Origin of the sequence: Kitasatospora sp. NPDC058444 (assembly GCF_042721415.1) — a bacterium.
Taxonomy (GTDB): Bacteria; Actinomycetota; Actinomycetes; order Streptomycetales; family Streptomycetaceae; genus Kitasatospora.
Genome location: NZ_JBHXLL010000002.1, coordinates 171,703 through 188,943 on the forward strand (window position 1 = coordinate 171,703; position 17,241 = coordinate 188,943).

Genomic DNA, 17,241 nt, shown 5'->3' on the forward strand with positions numbered 1-17,241 from the left:
TGGGTGCCCGGTGCGTACGGGCCGCTGCCGCGGGGCGCGGGCGATGTGCCCGCGCGGCGGAGCGTGCCGCTACATCGGCGGGTTGCCGTGCTTGCGGCTGGGCAGGTCGGCGTGTTTGGTGCGGAGCATGGCCAGGGCGGAGGCGATCACCTGGCGGGTCTCGGCCGGGTCGATGACGTCGTCCACGAGGCCGCGCTCGGCCGCGTAGTACGGGTGCATCAGCTCGCTCTTGTATTCCTTGATCTTCTGGGCGCGCATGGCGTCCGGGTCCTCGGCGCCGTTGATCTCGCGCCGGAAGATGACGTTGGCCGCGCCCTCGGCGCCCATCACGGCGATCTCGTTGGTGGGCCAGGCGTAGGACAGGTCGGCGCCGATGGAGCGGGAGTCCATGACGATGTAGGCGCCGCCGTAGGCCTTGCGCAGGATCAGCGAGATGCGCGGCACGGTGGCGTTGCAGTACGCGTACAGCAGCTTGGCGCCGTGCCGGATGATGCCGCCGTGCTCCTGGTCGACGCCGGGCAGGAAGCCGGGGACGTCGAGCAGGGTGACCAGCGGGATGTTGAAGGCGTCGCACATCTGGACGAAGCGGGCGGCCTTCTCGCTCGCGTTGATGTCCAGCACGCCGGCCAGCGACTGCGGCTGGTTGGCGATGATGCCGACGACGTGGCCGTCGATCCGGGCGAGCACGCAGAGCACGTTGGTGGCCCAGCGCTCGTGGACCTCCAGGTACTCGCCGTGGTCGACGACCTCCTCGATGACCTTGCGCATGTCGTACGGGCGGTTGCCGTCGGCGGGCACCAGGTCCAGCAGGCTGTCGTTGCGCCGCTCGACCGGGTCCTCGCTCATCACGGGCGGCGGCATCTCGCGGTTGTTCTGCGGCAGCAGCGACAGGAGGTAGCGGACCTCCTCGATGCAGGACTGCTCGTCGTCGTAGACGAAGTGGGAGACACCGGAGACGCCGGCGTGCACGTCCGCGCCGCCGAGGCCGTTCTGGGTGATCTTCTCGCCGGTCACGGCCTGGACGACGTCCGGGCCGGTGATGAACATCTGCGAGGTCTCGCGGACCATGAAGACGAAGTCGGTCAGCGCGGGGGAGTACGCGGCGCCGCCGGCGCACGGGCCGAGCATCACCGAGATCTGCGGGATGACGCCGGAGGCCTTGGTGTTGCGCTGGAAGATGCCGCCGTAGCCGGCCAGGGCGGTGACGCCCTCCTGGATGCGGGCGCCGGCGCCGTCGTTCAGCGAGACCAGCGGGGCGCCGGCCGCGATGGCCATGTCCATGATCTTGTGGATCTTCTGCGCGTGGGCCTCGCCCAGCGCGCCGCCGAAGATCCGGAAGTCGTGCGCGTAGGTGAAGACGGTGCGCCCGTGGACGGTGCCCCAGCCGACGATCACGCCGTCGGTGTGCGGCTTCTTGGCCTCCAGGCCGAAGCCCTGGGCACGGTGCCGGCGGAGCGGCTCGACCTCCTGGAAGGAGCCCTCGTCCAGCAGCAGCTCGATGCGCTCGCGGGCGGTCAGCTTGCCCTTGGCGTGCTGGGCCTCGGTGGCCTTGTCGCTGGGGCCGCGGCGGACCTTCTCGCGCAGCTCGTGCAGCTCGGCGACCCGCCCGCGGGCGTCGGCCGGGACCTCGGGGACCTCGCCGTCGACCGGCGCCTCATGCACAACCGTCATCTCGAACCACTCCAAGGGTGAGGGAACTGTCCGACAGCCAACGTCTGCTGTGCCCCCGGCTGCGAATCACTTTCTTCACTTATGACTGTACGAGGGGCCGTGCGCTGGTTTCGGCGTCGATTCCGTACAAGGTCGGGTTCGTTTAGCTGTCAGGCCTGTACAGAAGCGGTCGGTTCGTTCACTGCGCGCTCGGTGTTCATCTGGATACCGGGGGTTGTCGGAAAGATGATGGTCCGATGATCTGAGCATGAAGAAAAGCGCAGGTCAGGGCCATCTCCCCGGGCGGCGGGCCGGCCCTCTCGGGGCCCGCCCCAGGCCCGCTCCAGCCCGGCGGGCAGGGGGACGTCAGCAAGGTTAGGGGTTGCGCAGTCGTAGGGAAGCACCAAAAATGCCGCAGCCCACCCCATGCACTGGGGGTGGGCTGTCCGGGCGAGCGGGCGGACCCGCTCCGATCAGTTCTTCCGGCCGTCCTCGGGCTCGTCGCGGTCGCGCAGCTCCCGCTCGCGACGGCGCAGGTCGGCCTCCCACTGCTTGAGCATGTCCTCGTGGTCTTTGTCGCTCTTCTTCAACGAGGCGAGGAATTCGGGGTCGTCGTCCGGCGCGAGCCGGCGCCCGCCGCGCGGGGCGGGGCGGCCCGGGAGGTCGTCGGCCGGGTACCCCGGGTGGGCGCCGGCGGGAGCGGTCCGCAGGAAGCCGCGCTGCCTGCCGGCGATCAGCCAGGCGATCGGGCCCAGCGGCGGGAAGAGCAGCACGATCAGCACCCAGACCACCTTGGGCAGGTGCTTCACCTCGTCCTCGGGCGTGGTCAGGCAGTCCACGAACGCCCAGATCCAGAGCGCGAGCGGAAGGATGATGGTCAGAAGAATCCTCGGCACGGCTGGGATCTCCCCCCGGGCGACGACGGCGGGCGCCTTCCAGGGGCCCTTGACCGGGCCAGGCTATCGGGTGGCGGATACTGACAGGCATGGCATACGACGATCTCCGCTCGTTTCTCCGGGCCCTCGACCGCGAGGGCGACCTCAAGCGCATCAAGGCGGAGGTGGACCCGCACCTGGAGATCGGCGAGATCGTCGACCGGGTGCAGAAGGCCAAGGGCCCGGCACTGCTCTTCGAGAACGTCAAGGGCTCGTCGATGCCGCTGGCCATGAACGTCTTCGGCACCGAGCGGCGGCTGTCCAAGGCGCTCGGCCTCAAGGGCCCGGAGGACGTCGCCGAGAAGATCGCCGGCCTGCTCAAGCCCGAGCTGCCGCAGGGCTTCACCGGCTTCCGGGACGCCTTCGGCAAGCTCGCCTCGATGGCGCACGTCCCGCCCCGGAACGTGAAGTCGGCCGACGCCCCGGTGCACGAGGTCGTGCTCACCGGCGACGACGTCAACCTGGAGGAGCTGCCCGCCCTCTTCACCTGGCCGCTGGACGGCGGGTCCTTCTTCAACCTGGGCCTGACCCACACCAAGGACCCGGACAGCGGCATCCGCAACCTGGGCCTCTACCGGCTCCAGCGGCACGACCGCCGCACCATCGGCATGCACTGGCAGATCCACAAGGACAGCCGCAACCACTACGCGGTGGCGGCCAAGCGCGGCGAGCGCCTCCCGGTCGCGATCGCCTTCGGCTGCCCGCCGGCCGTCACCTACGCGGCCACCGCGCCGCTGCCCGGGGACATCGACGAGTACCTCTTCGCCGGCTTCATCGCCGGGGAGCGGGTCCGGATGGTCGACTGCAAGACGGTGCCGCTCCAGGTCCCGGCCGACGCCGAGGTGGTCCTGGAGGGCTGGCTGGAGCCCGGCGAGATGCTCCCCGAGGGCCCGTTCGGCGACCACACCGGCTTCTACACCCCGCAGGAGCCGTTCCCGGCGCTGAAGATCGACTGCGTGACGATGCGCCGCCGCCCGATCCTCCAGTCCATCGTGGTCGGCCGCCCGCCGACGGAGGACGGCCCGCTGGGCAAGTTCACCGAGCGGTTCTTCCTGCCGCTGCTGAAGATCATCATCCCGGACATCGTCGACTACGACCTGCCCGAGGCCGGTGGCTTCCACAACTGCGTGATCGTCTCGATCGACAAGAAGTACCCCAAGCACGCCCAGAAGACGATGCACGCGATCTGGGGCGCGCACATGATGTCGCTGACCAAGCTGATCATCGTGGTGGACTCCGACTGCGACGTGCACGACTACCAGGAAGTCGCCTGGCGGGCCTTCGGCAACGTCGACTACAGCCGCGACCTCACCGTGGTCGAAGGCCCGGTCGACCACCTGGACCACGCCTCGTACCAGCAGTTCTGGGGCGGCAAGGCCGGCATCGACGCGACCCGCAAGCTGCCCGAGGAGGGCTACACCCGGGACGGCGGCTGGCCCGAGATGGTCTCCTCGGACCCGGCCACGGCCGCGCTGGTGTCGCGTCGCTGGAAGGAATACGGACTGTGAGCACGGCCGCCGTCGAGACGCCCGGGCGTACGAAGGCCTTCCTGCGCCTGGTGATGATCGAGCACTCGATCTTCGCCCTGCCGTTCGCGTACATCGCCGCGCTGACGGCCATGTTCCTCGCCGACCGGCGGGTGCACTGGGGCGAGCTGTTCGTCGTCACGGTCTGCATGGTCGGACTGCGGACCTTCGCCATGGCGGCCAACCGGATCATCGACCGCGAGATCGACGCCCGGAACCCGCGCACGGCCACGCGTGAACTCGTCACCGGCGCGGTGTCGCTGAAGACCGCGTACGTCGGCTCGGCCGTCGCGCTGGTGGTCTTCCTCGGCTCCGCCGCGATGCTCAACCCGCTCTGCCTGGCGCTCGCGCCGGTCGCCGTGGTGCCGATGGTGGTCTACCCGTACGGCAAGCGGTTCACGAACTTCCCGCAGGCGATCCTGGGCCTGGCCCAGGCGATGGGGCCGGTCGGCGCCTGGCTGGCGGTGACGGGCAGCTGGTCCTGGGACGCGGTCGTCCTCGGTGTGGCGGTCGGCATCTGGATCGGCGGCTTCGACCTGATCTACGCCTGCCAGGACGTCGAGTCCGACCGCGAGCACGGCGTCCGCTCGGTGCCCGCGCGCTACGGCGTCCCCGCCGCCATCCGGGGCGCGCGGGTGTGCCACGTCCTGACCACGCTCCTGCTGGGCTGGTTCGCGCTCCTGACGGACGCCGGCGTGGCCTTCTGGATCGGCCTCGTGGTCGTCGCGGGCGCGTTCGTCTACGAGCACACCATCGTGAAGCCGAACGACCTGTCGAAGCTCAACCGGGCGTTCTTCCAGACCAACAGCTTCGTGGGCATCTCGCTGTTCTTCTTCGCACTGGTGGACCTGGTCCTGCGCGGGCTCGGGATCTGACCCCCGTGACGGCGCGCCGGCCCGCCGGCGCGCCCGGCCGGGCTCAGTTGTGCAGGAAGCCCTCCATCGCCACCGCCAGGGCCACCGGGGCCTCGTACATCGGGTAGTGCCCGCTGCCGCCGAGCTCCTCCAGCTGGGCGTTGGGGAAGTGGGTGAGGAAGGTGCCGCGCATCACCTCGGCGGTGAGGGCGAGGTCGTGCTCGCCGACGATCACCTTGACCGGCACCGGGTTGCCGTCGATCCGGCGCTGGAGGTCGGCCGTCGCCCAGTCGCGGACGTAGCCGCCGAAGGCCTCGGGGGTGGACAGCCGCAGGGACTGGTCGACCATGCGGTCGAGCCAGACCCGGCCGGCCCGCTGTCCGGTGACCAGGTCCAGGATGGCGAAGCGCTTCTCCCGGTCCTCGGCGGCGCCGTAGAACAGCGCCTCGCCCGCCTCGTCCAGCGGGTACGCCCCGGCCGGCACCGGGGCCAGGCCGACCAGCTTGCGCACCCGCAGCGGCGCCTCGGCGAGCACCTGCTGGGCCGCCTTGCCGCCCATCGAGTGGCCGACCAGCGAGAAGCGGTCCCAGCCGAGCTGGTCGGCGAGGGCGAGGGCGTCGGAGGCGATCTCGGCGAGCGTGTACGCGCCGGGGACGTCCTTGCGTTGCCCGTAGCCGCGGTAGTCGAGGAAGGCGTAGCTGAAGGCGTCGCCGTCGAGGTAGTCGAGGAACGGGCCCCAGCCCGCGCTGGTGCCGAACCAGTCGTGCAGGACCAGGACGTGGTGGTCGCCGGTGCCGGTCAGGCGGTGAGGGATCGTCATGCCAACGGTCGTTCCCCGCGAACCGCCCGCCCGAACGGACGGTCCGCGGGGAACGGGCGGCCGCTACTCGGCGAGGAGGTCCGTGTACTGGGCGGCCGTGAGCAGGTCCTTCAGCTCGGCGGGCTTGGTCAGGGTGACCTCGACCATCCAGCCGTCGTGGTACGGGTTGGCGTTGACCTCCTCGGGGGAGCCGTCCAGCTCCTCGTTGACCGCGGCGACCGTCCCGGAGACGGGGGCGAAGAGGTCGCTCACCGACTTGACCGACTCCACGGTGCCGAAGGGCTCCTCCGCCGTGATCGTCGATCCCGCCTTGGGGAGTTCGACGAAGACGATGTCCCCGAGCTGCTTCTGGGCGTAGTCGGTGATGCCCACCCGGACCCGGTCCTTCCCGAGGGTCTCGACCCACTCGTGGTCCCTGGTGTACTTCAGGTTCGTCGGAATGTCGGACATCGCGGTCTCCGTGGGATCGGCGCCTGGCCGGCGGTTCGTCGGCTTCGAGGAGGAGCCTGCTACAGGCCCCGGCCCCGAGCCGTGACTCTCACCCGATCGAGTGAGTTCAGGCGCCGCGCCGGGCGAAGGCCGGGGCGTGCTCGGGAAGCGGACCGAAGGCGATCACCCGGGACAGCAGCAACGGGAAGCCGGGGACGTACCGGGCGAGCCGCACCAGCCGGGTGGGCGGGCCGGACTGCCGGCCGGTGAGGACCGGCTCGAACATCACGTGGTGCAGGACCTGCTGCACCCCCTGCATGATCACGGTCGGCCGCCACCGGCGGTGCTGGACCCGGGCCAGGGCCGCCACGGTCGGGCGCCCGCGCCGCAGCGGTTCGGCGAGCAGGGCGGCGGCCGCCACGGCGTCCTGGATCGCGAGGTTGATGCCGACCCCGCCGGCCGGGGACATCGCGTGGGCGGCGTCGCCGATCAGCAGCAGCCCGTCCTGGTACCAGCGGTGCAGCCGGTTCAGCCTGACGTCGAGCAGGTGGACGTCGTCGAGGCCGGCCAGCCGGTCGACCCGGTCGGCGTACTGGGGCAGCAGCCGGGCGATCCGCTCGCGGAACCGCTCGACGCCCTCGGCGCGCAGCTGCGGGTCGGCGCCCTTGGTGCGGAAGTAGGCGACCTGGAAGTAGTCGCTCCGGGCGAAGCTCAGCGCCATGTCGCCGTGCCCGAAGCCGGGGACGAGGCTGGGCGGCAGGGCCTGCTCGTGGGTGTGCCGGGGGAGCCGGAACCACCAGACGTCGAAGGGCACCGGGAACTCCTCGGGCACCAGCCCGGCCTCCCGGCGCAGGGTGGAGTGCCGGCCGTCGGCGGCGACGGTGAGGTCGGCGCGCAGCTCGCCCTCCTCGCCGTCCCGGGTGCGGTACCGGACGCCGGTCACCCGGCCGCCGGCGTCCCGGAGCAGGCCGGTCGCCTCGGTGTCCATCCGCAGGGTGAAGGTGGGCTCCCGCCGGGCCTCCTCGACCAGGAAGTTCAGCAGGTCCCACTGCGGGACCATGGCGATGTAGTTGTACGGGGGCCGCAGCCGCTCGTAGGCGCTGAGCGCGACGGGGTCGGCGCCGGGCACCCGGACGACCAGGTTGCCGAGGCGGCTCTGCGGCAGGGCGGCGAACTTCCGGCCGAGGCCGAGTTCGTCCATCAGCCGCACGGTGGAGGCGTGGACGGTGTCGCCGCGGAAGTCGCGCAGGAAGTCCCCGTGCTTCTCCAGCACGGTCACCCCGACGCCGGCGCGCGCCAGCATCAGGCCCAGCATCATTCCGGCCGGCCCGCCCCCGGAGATCACGACGCTCATGGCTCTCCCCTTTCGGTGTTCGATCGATCACTGTCCGTGTGGAACCTGCATATACAGGATGTGTGGAACCGTCTCAGGTGTCAAGTAGTACTATGCGTCACATGAAGGAGCTGGTGACGGCCGCCCTCACGGCGGCGAAGGAACGGGGCCAGGACGTCGCCGACGTCCCGCTGACGGCGATCGCCGCGACGGCCGGGATCTCCCGCAGCACGCTGCTGCGCCGGCTCGGCGGCTCGCGGGCGGCGCTGGACGAGGCGGTCCGGGAGTCGGGCGTCGACCCGGGCGGACGGCCGCCGGTGCGCGAGCGCGCGATCGAGGCGGCGGCGCTGCTGGTGGCCGAGCGCGGGCTGGCCGGCGTCACCCTGGACGCGGTGGCGGACCGGGCCGACTGCTCGCTGCCCAGCCTGCACACCGTCTTCGAGGGGCGCGACGGCCTGCTCGCCGCCGTCTTCGAGCGGCACTCCGCGCTGCCCGGCCTGGAGGCCCTCGCGGCCGACCCGCCGGAGCGCCTGGAGGACACCGTCCGGGCGCTCCACGCCACCTTCGTCGCGGCCTTCGCGCACGAGCCGAGGATCGTCCCGGCGGTCTTCGCCGACCTGCTCGGCCGGCCGGACGGCCCCGCCGCCCGGGTGATGGCCGCCAGCCTGCCGCAGTCGCTCGACAGCCTCGACCGGCTGCTGCTCCCGCACGTGCGGTCCGGCCGGCTGAGGCCGCTGCCCACCCCCGTGTTGGTGCAGCTGCTGCTCGGCCCGCTGCTCAACCACGTCCTGATGCGGCCGGTGCTGGAGCCCGCCCTGGGGGCCGAACTGCCCTCGATGGACGAGACCGTGGACATCTTCGTCGACGCCTACCTGCGCGCCGTCGCCGTCCCCGAGGGTGGGGCGACGCGGGCGGCGGAATCCCGGGGAGGCGCCGACTCGCCCTGAGGGCGGCCGCGTTCGGAGAGTCGCAGTGTCCGGTGCCCGACCGGGACGGGAAGTGACGGTCGGTCGGCCGGCGTGACGGTCAGCCCAGGAGCAGCCGGTCGCCGACCCGCAGGCGGCCCGGGGCGGCGACCTCGGCGAGCGCGTCCAGTCGGCCGTCGTGGGCGTGCACGACGGCCTTGAGGATCTCGGGGGCGTGCGGGAGTCCGGGCTGCGGTGCGCCGGTCATCGCGCAGCGCTCACTGGAGCCGACGAAGGAGAGCCGGGCGCTGCCGGCGGCCTCGCCGGACGCCTGGCGGCCGAGCCAGGCGTCCTCGACGAACGGCGGGGTGCCGGGAGGGGTGCGCAGCACGATGTTGGGGCGGAAGCGGCGTTCGTCGATCACGGCGAACGGGACGGCCTCGCGGACCCAGTCGAGGGTGGCGGTGCTGAGCACGCTGACCGGCAGCCGGTCGAAGTGCGAGACGGCGTCCTCGCGGGTGAGTTCGACGTCCTCGCGCTGGAGGTAGGCGCGCAGGAAGGCGTTCGGCCGGTCGACCGGGCGGCCGAGCGGATCGAACAGTTCGGGGCCGTCGATCCGGTGGCCGAGCCGGGCGGAGAGGCGGAGCAGGCCGTCCATCCGGCGGAAGCGGCGGGTGTTCTTGCCCGAGCCGAGCTTCCCGGCCGCGTCGCGGACGGCGTAGAGGCGGTCGCCCGCCAGGCCGCGCCCGTCCACCTCGACGGAGTCGAGCAGCTCGCCGCCGGTGGACTTCACGGGGTAGCGCCAGAGTCGCTCGATCACTCCGATGATCTCAGCCATGGCCGAACAGCGTACTGGCGTAGACGGGGGATGGTCTAGACCAAGTCCCGGGATGCTACCCGCCGGTTCAGCCCAGCCGGGCCACCGCCCGTACGGGCGCCCCGTCCGCCGCGACCAGCCGCAGCGGGAACAGCGAGACCTCCACCGGCAGGCCGGCCTCCTGGGCCGCCAGCAGCGGCCTCAGGTCGGTCAGGTTCTCGGCGATCACCCCGCCGCCGGACGCCCCCAGCAGCACCCGGTGGGCGGCCAGCGTGGGCTCCTCGGCGGTCTCGTGGTCGTGCTCGTCGGTGAGGTCGGCGAGCAGGGCGGCCACCGCCGGATCGCCCGGGCCCGGGTCGGGGGTCGGGTCGACGCTGAGCGCGTCCACCCCGACCGTCCGCACCCCGGCGGCGACGATCGCCTCGGCGGCGGCCGGGGTCAGGCTCGGGTGGGCGAGGTAGGCGTCGGTGCCCCAGTGCCGGGCCCAGCCGGTGGCCAGCAGCAGGACGGTCCCCTCGGCCACCCGCTCCAGCGCGGGCGCCAGCAGCTCGGGGGTGACGGCCGTCCGGGGCTCCAGCCCGCGCAGGTCGGCGACCACGGCCGGGCCGGTGAACCGCTCCAGCGGAAGTCCGTCCAGGGTCGGCCAGGTGACGTCCACGTGGTACGGCGCGTCCACGTGCGTCCCGGACTGCGAGCCGAGGTGCAGGGCCAGCACGTTCACCCCGGCGGTGGCCGTGGTGAGCGCGGGCTCCAGCAGGACGGCCGGATCGCCGGGGTAGACCGGCATCGCGGTGGTCACCTGATGGGTGAGGTCGACGAGGGTCGCTGCCATGCGCCCATCCTTCCAGGGACCGGGGCTCCCGGACCCCTTCCCGGCCCGCCCGGGCCGAACACGCGGGTGGGGCGGGACAGAATTGCCCCATGGGAACTGCGAAGCGTCAGCCGTGGGTGGTCGGGGTCTCGGGTGCGTCGGGGACGCCGTACGCGGCCTCGGTGATCCGCGCGCTGCTGGCCGCCGGCGAGGCGGTGGACCTGATCGTCAGCCGCGCCGCCCGGCTCACCATCCTGGACGAGACCGGCATCTCCTTCCGGGACGCCCACTGGCGCACCGACCTGGCCGCCTGGCTCGGGAGCGACGAGGGCCTGGACGACGTCCGCTACTGGCCCGCCGGGGACTTCGCGGCCGGCCCGTCCAGCGGCTCCTACCCGGCCAAGGGCATGCTCGTGGTGCCCGCGACCACCGGCGCGGTGGCCGGGATCGCGCTCGGTCTGAGCAAGGACCTGCTGCAGCGCGTGGCCAGCGTCACCCTCAAGGAGCGGCGCCCGCTCGTCGTCTGCGTGCGCGAGACGCCACTCAACGGGGTGACGTTGAAGCACTTGGTGGAGCTCGACGCGCAGGGGGCGGTCGTCCTGCCCGCCTCGCCCGGTTTCTACGCCGGCGGCTCCACCGTGCGCGAACTCGTGGATTTCGTGGCCGGACGGGTGCTGGACGCCGTCGACGTGCCGCATTCCCTGTACCTGCGCTGGGAAGGGGAGTTGGGGGCGGCCGCCCGCAAGGCGGCCGACGGCGACGGCGCACCGGCTGAGGGGGAGTAAGGAGACCGAGGGCGGGAGAGTATCTTCTCTGCGATATCCGGGTCGTTCGGCGCAGGGCGCCTTTGAATCCGGATAATGATCTGTGGGTCTGGTGAGGTTCGGAAGGACGCGGACGGTATATGGACACGGTGGACAGACAGCTCATCCAGGCGCTCCGGGAGAACGGCCGCGCGTCCTACGCCGAGTTGGGCCGCCTGGTCGGGCTCTCCGGCCCGAGCGTCACGGACCGGATCAACCGCCTGGAGCAGGCCGGGGTCATCACCGGCTACCGGGCGACGGTCAACCCGGCCTCGCTCGGCTTCGGCGTCACGGCCCTGATCGGCCTCCAGCTCACCGACGCCGCGGACCACGAGGACGTGGCGTTCCGGCTGAAGGACCTCAACGAGGTCGAGGACTGCTGGTTCATCGCCGGTGACGACTCGTACATGCTGAAGGTCCGGGTGGCCGACGTGGCCGGCCTGGAGTCGGTGGTCAAGCGGATCTCGGGCACGAAGGGCGTGGCCCGGACCCGCACCACCGTCGTACTCTCCACGAAGTGGGAGAACCGGGTGAGTGAACTTCCTCCTGTAGGAGAGTGACGCATGGCGCTGGTCGGTCTGGAGGAGCTGCGGGCGGCTCGGCAGCGGATCGCGGGGGTCGCCGTGCGCACCCCGCTGGTTCCCGCCCCCTGGGCGGCCGAGGGGGAGCGGCGGCTCTGGCTCAAGCCGGAGAACCTCCAGCCGACCGGGGCCTTCAAGACCCGCGGCGCCTACAACCGGCTGGCCGCGCTCACCGAGGACGAGCGCGCCCGGGGCGTGGTCGCCCAGTCCAGCGGCAACCACGCGCAGGCGGTGGCGTACGCGGCCCGGACGCTCGGCGTCAAGGCCGTGATCGTGATGCCGGACACCTCGCCCGCGGTGAAGGTGGAGGCCACCCGCTCGTTCGGCGCCGAGGTGATCCTGGTCGCGCCGGAGGAGCGGGACACCCTGCCCGCCGAGCTGGCCGGGAAGCACGGCTACGTCTGGGTGCCCCCGTACGACGACCCGTTCGTCATCGCGGGCCAGGGCACGGTCGGACTGGAGATCGCCGAGGACGCCCCGGCCGAGCTGGACACCGTCCTGGTGCCGGTCAGCGGCGGCGGCCTGATCGGCGGGACGGCGGCCGCGCTCAAGCTCACCCGCCCCGGCATCCGGGTGATCGGCGTGGAGCCCGAGCTGGCCGCCGACGCCCGGGCCAGCCTGCGGGCCGGCCGCCGGGTCGAGTGGCCGGTCGCCGACACCTACCGGACCATCGCGGACGGGCTGCGCACCCCGTCGCTCGGCGTGCTGCCGTTCGAGCACGTCACCGCCTACGTGGACGACATCGTCACCGTCACCGAGGACGAGATCCGCGCCACCGTGGCCGTGCTGGCCCGCCGCGGCCGGCTGGTCGCCGAGCCCTCCGGAGCGGTCGCCCCGGCCGCCTACTTCCACCGCGCAGCCGAGACCGGGGGCCAGGCGGTCGCGGCCGTGGTCAGCGGGGGCAACATCGACCCGGTACTCCTCGCCGAGCTGCTCTCGGCATAGGCGTACGCTCGTTCCGGCAAGGAATCGAATGTCGGAGGAGGCGGGGCACCGCATGGACGCAGGGCTCAAGCGCGAGCTGGAGGCGAAGGTCTACGCGGGTGAGCGGCTGACCCGCGAGGACGGGATCGCGCTCTACGAGAGCGACGACCTGGCCTGGCTGGGCGGGCTGGCCCACCACGTGCGGACGCGGAAGAACGGCGACGTCGTCCACTTCAACGTCAACCGCCACCTCAACATGACCAACGTGTGCAGCGCGTCCTGCGCGTACTGCTCGTTCCAGCGCAAGCCGGGCGAGAAGGACGCGTACACCATGCGCATCGAGGAGGCCGTGCGCCTCGCCAAGGCGATGGAGGTCGACTCCCTCACCGAGCTGCACATCGTCAACGGCCTGCACCCGACCCTGCCGTGGCGCTACTACCCGCGCTCGCTGCGGGAGCTGAAGGCGGCCCTGCCGAACGTCTCGCTGAAGGCCTTCACCGCCACCGAGATCCACTGGTTCGAGAAGATCAGCGGCCTGCCCGCCGACGAGATCCTGGACGAGCTGATCGACGCCGGTCTGGAGTCGCTGACCGGCGGCGGCGCGGAGATCTTCGACTGGGAGGTCCGCCAGCACATCGTCGACCACGACACCCACTGGGAGGACTGGTCGCGGATCCACCGCCTCGCGCACGCCAAGGGCCTCAAGACGCCGGCCACCATGCTGTACGGCCACATCGAGGAGCCCCGCCACCGGGTGGACCACGTGCTGCGGCTGCGCGAGCTCCAGGACGAGACCGGCGGCTTCCAGGTCTTCATCCCGCTGCGCTACCAGCACGACTTCCACGACTCCAAGGACGGCGTCGTGCGCAACAAGCTGATGGCCCGCACCGAGATGGCCACCGGCGCCGAGGCGCTGAAGACCTTCGCGGTCTCCCGGCTGCTCTTCGACAACGTCCCGCACGTCAAGGTGTTCTGGGTGATGCACGGCGTCACCACGGCCCAGCTGGCGCTCAGCCACGGCGCGGACGACATGGACGGCTCGGTGGTCGAGTACAAGATCACCCACGACGCGGACAACTTCGGCACCCCGAACAAGCTCGGCCGCGACGACCTGCTCGGGCTGATCCGCGACGCCGGCTTCCGCCCGGTGGAGCGCAACACCCGCTACGAGGTCATCCGCGAGTACGACGGCCCGGACCCGATGCGCCGCGAGTCCCCGCAGGCGATGCGCCTCTGACCCGTTCGAACCCGTTCCGGACCCGTCCGATCCCGTTCGGATCCGCGGGTTCCCCCGCCGCCCGCGCCGCTCTCCGGCCCGGGCGGCGGTTGTCTTCACGGCCTCCGCACCTGACCCGGGTTTACCAACGGGTACGGCGTTTGGCAGGATCGACCGTATGTCCGGTTCTCATCGCGCCACCGAGTACCCGTCGTACGAGCCGATGCAGGAGCCGGCGTACGGGGTGCCGCAGCAGTCGTACGAGCAGCCGTACACCGGGTACGAGGCGTACGGACAGCCGGACGCGCAGGAGTACGGCCACGGTGTGTACCAGCCGTACGAGCAGGCTCCTGACGCGTACTCCGGGCCGTACGACCCGTCGTTCCGGGCCCTCCCGGACGGGCCGGAGAGCGGCTACGAGCCGGCGTCGGTGTACCAGCCGGTGCCCGCGTTCGAACCCGAGCCCGTGGTGCTCGCCGCCATGACCGCCGCCGCGCCCGCGCCCGCCGCCCTGCCCGTGACCGCCGCCGCACCCGTGCCGGGTGGCCGGGCGGCCGCGCGGGGACGGCGGCGCAAGGCCAAGCAGAAGCGCCACGGAAAGGCCGTGATGGCCGGCACCGCCCTGCTGGTCGCCGCCACCGCCGGCTGGTACGCCGTCGGCCAGGACGGTGCCAAGCCCGGCATCACCGCCGCCGACGGCCCCGGCCCGGACGGCCTCAGCAAGCCCGACCAGCCCGGCCCGGGCCCCGCGGCCGCCCAGGCCGCCTCCGACCGGCAGGCCGCGGCCCCGGCCGCCGGCCGCAGCCAGACCCGTGCGGACGGCTCGGTCGCCGCGATCCCCGGCCTCGGCGCGAAGTTCACCGCGCAGATACCCGCCGAGACCACCCAGGTCGTGGTCGCCTCCGGCCAGGACAAGAACACCGACAAGAACACCGTCGTCCTGTGGACCCGCACCCCCGAGGGCCGCTGGCTGGCCGGCGAGACCTGGCAGGGCCACAACGGCAAGAACGGCTGGACCACCGACCACAACGAGGGCGACCTGCGCAGCCCGATCGGCGTCTTCAACCTCACCGACGCGGGCGGCCGCAAGGCGGACCCGGGCAGCAAGCTCCCGTACGACAAGGACCCGAGCTTCGTGGTCTCCGGCACGGGCTTCTTCGGGGACCAGCTGGCCGGCTCCTTCGACTACGTGGTCGCGATCAACTACAACCGCGTCCCCGGCAACTCCCCGCTCGACGCGCGCCGCCCGATGGGCTCCAAGAAGGGCGGCGGCATCTGGCTCCACGTGGACCACGACGGCCCGACCCACGGCTGCGTGTCGATCCCCGAGGACAAGATGGCCCAGCTGATCCGCACCCTCGACCCGGCGGCCCACCCGGTCATCGTGATGGGCGACGCCACCGCACTGGCCGTCTGACCTCGGCCTACGCGGAACCCGGGCCCCCCAAGGCCCCTTGTCCACCTCCTACAGATCGAGGGGGCGGATCCTGTCGCCGGTCATACCATGCTGACCAGCGGGTAACCCGGTTCCATGGCAGTATGAGCGGTTCGCGCATTGTGGCACTCGGCCATTACCAGCCCCCCAAGGTCCTCACCAACGACGGCCTGGCGGCGCTCGTCGACACCGACGACGAGTGGATCCGCACCCGGGTGGGCATCCGCACCCGGCACATCGCCGAGGACGAGAGCCTGGTCGACCTCGCCACCGAGGCCGCGCAGAAGGCGCTCGCCAACAGCGGCCGGACCGCCGCGGAGATCGACCTCGTCGTCGTCGCCACCTGCACCGCGATCGAGCGCAGCCCCAACACCGCCGCCGCCGTGGCCGCCCGGCTGGGCGTGCGCTCGCCCGCCGCGTACGACATCAACACGGTCTGCTCCGGCTTCTCGTACGCCCTGGCCACCGCCGACCACGCGATCCGGGCCGGCGCGGCCCGCCGCGCCCTGGTGATCGGCGCCGAGCGGATGTCCGACACGCTCGACTGGACCGACCGCTCCACCTGCGTGATCTTCGGCGACGGCGCGGGCGCCGCGGTGGTCGAGGCCCAGGAGGAGGGCGCCGAGCCCGGCATCGGGCCGGTGGTCTGGGGCTCCGAGCCGGAGCGGGGGGACGCCGTGGTGATCACCGGCTGGGACCCGGTGATCAGCCAGCAGGGGCAGTCGGTCTTCCGCTGGGCCACCACCCAGCTCGCCCCGCTGGCCCGCCAGGCCTGCGAACGGGCCGGGATCGACCCGTCCGAGCTGAAGGGCTTCGTCCCGCACCAGGCCAACCTGCGGATCATCGACGCCATCGCCGGCAAGCTGGGCCTCGGCGCGGACGCGGTGGTGGCCCGGGACGTGGTCCACTCGGGCAACACCTCGGCCGCCTCCATCCCGCTGGCCTTCTCCAAGCTGGTCGAGCGCGGCGAGCTCTCGCCCGGCGACCCGGTCCTGCTCTTCGGCTTCGGCGGGGGGCTGGCCTACGCGGGCCAGGTCGTGCGCTGCCCCTGACCCGGACGCCGCTCCACGGCCGCCTGAACGGCGCTCCACGGCCGCCTGAACGGCGCTGCACGGCCGCCTGAACGGCGCCGCACGGCCGTCCCGAACCCGAACATGCCGGTGGGCGGGCACCCTGTCACGGGTGCCCGCCCACCGGCATGTCTGGCGCGCTTGCGGTACGTCGGCGGACCTCCCCCGAGGACACGGCCGCCGTCCGCCGTACCCCGGACAGGAGGCCGGGGCTGCGCGCGGAGCGGATGGTGGGTCGGAGGACGGTCCTACTTGGGCGCCTTCTTGCCGGTGACGCCCAGGTACACCAGGGGAGCGAGGTTGGGCTTGAGGTCCTTGACCTTGACGCCCCAGGAGGTGAAGGCCTTCTGGTGCTCGGCCGCCGAGGCGAGCAGCGAGACCAGGGCCCCGGCCACGGCGTTCGGGTCGAGCGACTTGTCGGCCTGGCCCTTCGCCTGGAGTTCCTTGACGGCCTCCGCGAGCGGCTTGGCGACCGCGTTGAGGACCGTCATGCGGATCTTGAAGAACCGCTTGTCCCCTTCGGCGGCACCGAGCGTGACCACTCGGAGAATGGCGTCGTTCTTGCGCCAGAAGGCGAGGAATCCGTCGACCAGTTCTTCCGAAGTGGTCGGTCCGGACTTCCCTGCCCAGGACTTTCCGGCCACCAGCTCTTTGAGCTGGTCGGCGTCCTTGGCCATTTCCTCGGCGATTTCGAGGACGGCGCCCTCGACATCCGGGAAGTACTGGTAGAAGGTCGCGGGGGAGGTACCCGCCATACGGGCGACGTCGATGACCTTGACGTCCCGATAGGGCGACGTGCTGAGCATCTCGCGGAGGCAATCGAGCAGCTTCTGCCGCGTCTCCTGTCCGCGTCGCCCGGCGACGCGACCGTCGACGGTGCGAACTTGTCCTGTCATGCCGTCAGCTTACCGTGGCACGATCTTGGCGCGATTCGGTGATGCGACTATTACTCCGCACGGGGGGTTGCTATAGCGGCATGAACCACTTCGGACGGATATTCACCGGGCTTCGAAGCCCCTCTTGAAGCCCCCCCGTGTGCTTATGACCTCACAGCGTGACGGCGAGTCCGCTGAGGGGTGGTCGGGTGACAGAGCGTGACGACGGTCGAAGAGTGCGTTCCCCTCCGGACATG

At 71.9% G+C, this 17,241-nt stretch carries 17 protein-coding genes; 9 read left to right on the forward strand and 8 right to left on the reverse strand.

Annotated elements, in window-relative coordinates:
* Positions 1-69: 69 nt before the first annotated feature.
* Together ACFWP2_RS03350 and ACFWP2_RS03355 are read right to left on the reverse strand one after the other, a co-directional pair.
* Positions 70-1,671: an acyl-CoA carboxylase subunit beta gene (locus ACFWP2_RS03350; protein ID WP_380447797.1), complete on the reverse strand. Its 1,602-nt coding sequence runs from the start codon at positions 1,669-1,671 to the stop codon at positions 70-72.
* 452 nt (positions 1,672-2,123) lie between these two features.
* On the reverse strand, positions 2,124-2,546 hold the full coding sequence (locus ACFWP2_RS03355) for a PLD nuclease N-terminal domain-containing protein (RefSeq protein WP_380447799.1): 423 nt from the start codon (positions 2,544-2,546) through the stop codon (positions 2,124-2,126).
* An 89-nt stretch (positions 2,547-2,635) separates the two neighbouring features.
* On the opposite strand from ACFWP2_RS03355, the gene ACFWP2_RS03360 reads away from it, so the two are divergent.
* Complete coding sequence (locus ACFWP2_RS03360) at positions 2,636-4,093, forward strand: menaquinone biosynthesis decarboxylase (RefSeq protein ID WP_380447801.1); 1,458 nt, start codon at positions 2,636-2,638, stop codon at positions 4,091-4,093.
* Positions 4,081-4,986 (forward strand): menaquinone biosynthesis prenyltransferase MqnP, encoded by a 906-nt coding sequence (mqnP, locus tag ACFWP2_RS03365; RefSeq protein WP_380448204.1) that lies wholly within the window; start codon positions 4,081-4,083, stop codon positions 4,984-4,986. The genes ACFWP2_RS03360 and mqnP overlap by 13 nt, the downstream gene beginning before the upstream one ends.
* A gap of 43 nt (positions 4,987-5,029) precedes the next feature.
* Here the strand turns inward: mqnP and ACFWP2_RS03370 are convergent, their stop codons facing one another.
* The 3 genes from ACFWP2_RS03370 to ACFWP2_RS03380 form a co-directional block, all read right to left on the reverse strand.
* Entirely contained in the window at positions 5,030-5,785 is a 756-nt protein-coding gene (locus ACFWP2_RS03370) for an alpha/beta fold hydrolase (protein WP_380447803.1), read from the reverse strand.
* Positions 5,786-5,848: 63 nt separating this feature from the next.
* Positions 5,849-6,235: a glycine cleavage system protein GcvH gene (gene gcvH, locus ACFWP2_RS03375; RefSeq protein ID WP_380447805.1), complete on the reverse strand. Its 387-nt coding sequence runs from the start codon at positions 6,233-6,235 to the stop codon at positions 5,849-5,851.
* A gap of 106 nt (positions 6,236-6,341) precedes the next feature.
* Positions 6,342-7,568, reverse strand: coding sequence for an FAD-dependent oxidoreductase (locus tag ACFWP2_RS03380; protein ID WP_380447807.1), 1,227 nt, complete (start codon positions 7,566-7,568; stop codon positions 6,342-6,344).
* Positions 7,569-7,669: 101 nt separating this feature from the next.
* Between ACFWP2_RS03380 and ACFWP2_RS03385 the strand changes: the two genes are divergently transcribed.
* The gene (locus tag ACFWP2_RS03385; protein WP_380447809.1) at positions 7,670-8,494 is read left to right on the forward strand and encodes a TetR/AcrR family transcriptional regulator; all 825 of its coding nucleotides are present in this window, start codon (positions 7,670-7,672) and stop codon (positions 8,492-8,494) included.
* 79 nt (positions 8,495-8,573) lie between these two features.
* On the opposite strand, the gene ACFWP2_RS03390 is transcribed toward ACFWP2_RS03385, so the two are convergent.
* Together ACFWP2_RS03390 and ACFWP2_RS03395 are read right to left on the reverse strand one after the other, a co-directional pair.
* On the reverse strand, positions 8,574-9,290 hold the full coding sequence (locus tag ACFWP2_RS03390) for an MOSC domain-containing protein (protein ID WP_380447811.1): 717 nt from the start codon (positions 9,288-9,290) through the stop codon (positions 8,574-8,576).
* A gap of 67 nt (positions 9,291-9,357) precedes the next feature.
* Positions 9,358-10,101, reverse strand: a complete 744-nt coding sequence (locus ACFWP2_RS03395) for a cyclase family protein (RefSeq protein ID WP_380447813.1) — start codon at positions 10,099-10,101, stop codon at positions 9,358-9,360.
* Between the two features lie 89 nt (positions 10,102-10,190).
* On the opposite strand from ACFWP2_RS03395, the gene ACFWP2_RS03400 reads away from it, so the two are divergent.
* The 6 genes from ACFWP2_RS03400 to ACFWP2_RS03425 all read left to right on the forward strand — a co-directional run bounded on the left by ACFWP2_RS03400 (position 10,191) and on the right by ACFWP2_RS03425 (position 16,091).
* Entirely contained in the window at positions 10,191-10,865 is a 675-nt protein-coding gene (locus ACFWP2_RS03400; RefSeq protein ID WP_380447815.1) for a UbiX family flavin prenyltransferase, read from the forward strand.
* Positions 10,866-10,984: 119 nt separating this feature from the next.
* A complete protein-coding gene (locus ACFWP2_RS03405; RefSeq protein ID WP_030055719.1) occupies positions 10,985-11,443 on the forward strand; it encodes an Lrp/AsnC family transcriptional regulator in 459 nt (152 codons plus the stop codon).
* A 3-nt stretch (positions 11,444-11,446) separates the two neighbouring features.
* Complete coding sequence (locus tag ACFWP2_RS03410; protein ID WP_380447817.1) at positions 11,447-12,409, forward strand: threonine/serine dehydratase; 963 nt, start codon at positions 11,447-11,449, stop codon at positions 12,407-12,409.
* A gap of 52 nt (positions 12,410-12,461) precedes the next feature.
* Positions 12,462-13,625: an aminofutalosine synthase MqnE gene (mqnE, locus tag ACFWP2_RS03415; protein ID WP_360342562.1), complete on the forward strand. Its 1,164-nt coding sequence runs from the start codon at positions 12,462-12,464 to the stop codon at positions 13,623-13,625.
* A 157-nt stretch (positions 13,626-13,782) separates the two neighbouring features.
* Entirely contained in the window at positions 13,783-15,021 is a 1,239-nt protein-coding gene (locus tag ACFWP2_RS03420; protein ID WP_380447820.1) for a L,D-transpeptidase family protein, read from the forward strand.
* A 122-nt stretch (positions 15,022-15,143) separates the two neighbouring features.
* Positions 15,144-16,091 (forward strand): beta-ketoacyl-ACP synthase III, encoded by a 948-nt coding sequence (locus ACFWP2_RS03425; protein ID WP_380447822.1) that lies wholly within the window; start codon positions 15,144-15,146, stop codon positions 16,089-16,091.
* A gap of 266 nt (positions 16,092-16,357) precedes the next feature.
* Here the strand turns inward: ACFWP2_RS03425 and ACFWP2_RS03430 are convergent, their stop codons facing one another.
* Positions 16,358-17,005 (reverse strand): TetR family transcriptional regulator, encoded by a 648-nt coding sequence (locus ACFWP2_RS03430; RefSeq protein WP_224284690.1) that lies wholly within the window; start codon positions 17,003-17,005, stop codon positions 16,358-16,360.
* Between the last annotated feature and the right edge of the window lie 236 nt (positions 17,006-17,241).

Coding starts and splice junctions, on each gene's coding strand:
- ACFWP2_RS03350 (WP_380447797.1), bottom strand. CDS start 1,671: ATGACGGTTGTGCATGAGGCGCCGGTCGACGGCGAGGTCCCCGAGGTC.
- ACFWP2_RS03390 (WP_380447811.1), bottom strand. CDS start 9,290: ATGGCTGAGATCATCGGAGTGATCGAGCGACTCTGGCGCTACCCCGTG.
- ACFWP2_RS03395 (WP_380447813.1), bottom strand. CDS start 10,101: ATGGCAGCGACCCTCGTCGACCTCACCCATCAGGTGACCACCGCGATG.
- ACFWP2_RS03420 (WP_380447820.1), top strand. CDS start 13,783: ATGTCCGGTTCTCATCGCGCCACCGAGTACCCGTCGTACGAGCCGATG.
- ACFWP2_RS03380 (WP_380447807.1), bottom strand. CDS start 7,568: ATGAGCGTCGTGATCTCCGGGGGCGGGCCGGCCGGAATGATGCTGGGC.
- ACFWP2_RS03370 (WP_380447803.1), bottom strand. CDS start 5,785: ATGACGATCCCTCACCGCCTGACCGGCACCGGCGACCACCACGTCCTG.
- ACFWP2_RS03430 (WP_224284690.1), bottom strand. CDS start 17,005: ATGACAGGACAAGTTCGCACCGTCGACGGTCGCGTCGCCGGGCGACGC.
- mqnE (WP_360342562.1), top strand. CDS start 12,462: ATGGACGCAGGGCTCAAGCGCGAGCTGGAGGCGAAGGTCTACGCGGGT.
- ACFWP2_RS03405 (WP_030055719.1), top strand. CDS start 10,985: ATGGACACGGTGGACAGACAGCTCATCCAGGCGCTCCGGGAGAACGGC.
- gcvH (WP_380447805.1), bottom strand. CDS start 6,235: ATGTCCGACATTCCGACGAACCTGAAGTACACCAGGGACCACGAGTGG.
- ACFWP2_RS03410 (WP_380447817.1), top strand. CDS start 11,447: ATGGCGCTGGTCGGTCTGGAGGAGCTGCGGGCGGCTCGGCAGCGGATC.
- ACFWP2_RS03385 (WP_380447809.1), top strand. CDS start 7,670: ATGAAGGAGCTGGTGACGGCCGCCCTCACGGCGGCGAAGGAACGGGGC.
- ACFWP2_RS03400 (WP_380447815.1), top strand. CDS start 10,191: ATGGGAACTGCGAAGCGTCAGCCGTGGGTGGTCGGGGTCTCGGGTGCG.
- ACFWP2_RS03360 (WP_380447801.1), top strand. CDS start 2,636: ATGGCATACGACGATCTCCGCTCGTTTCTCCGGGCCCTCGACCGCGAG.
- ACFWP2_RS03425 (WP_380447822.1), top strand. CDS start 15,144: ATGAGCGGTTCGCGCATTGTGGCACTCGGCCATTACCAGCCCCCCAAG.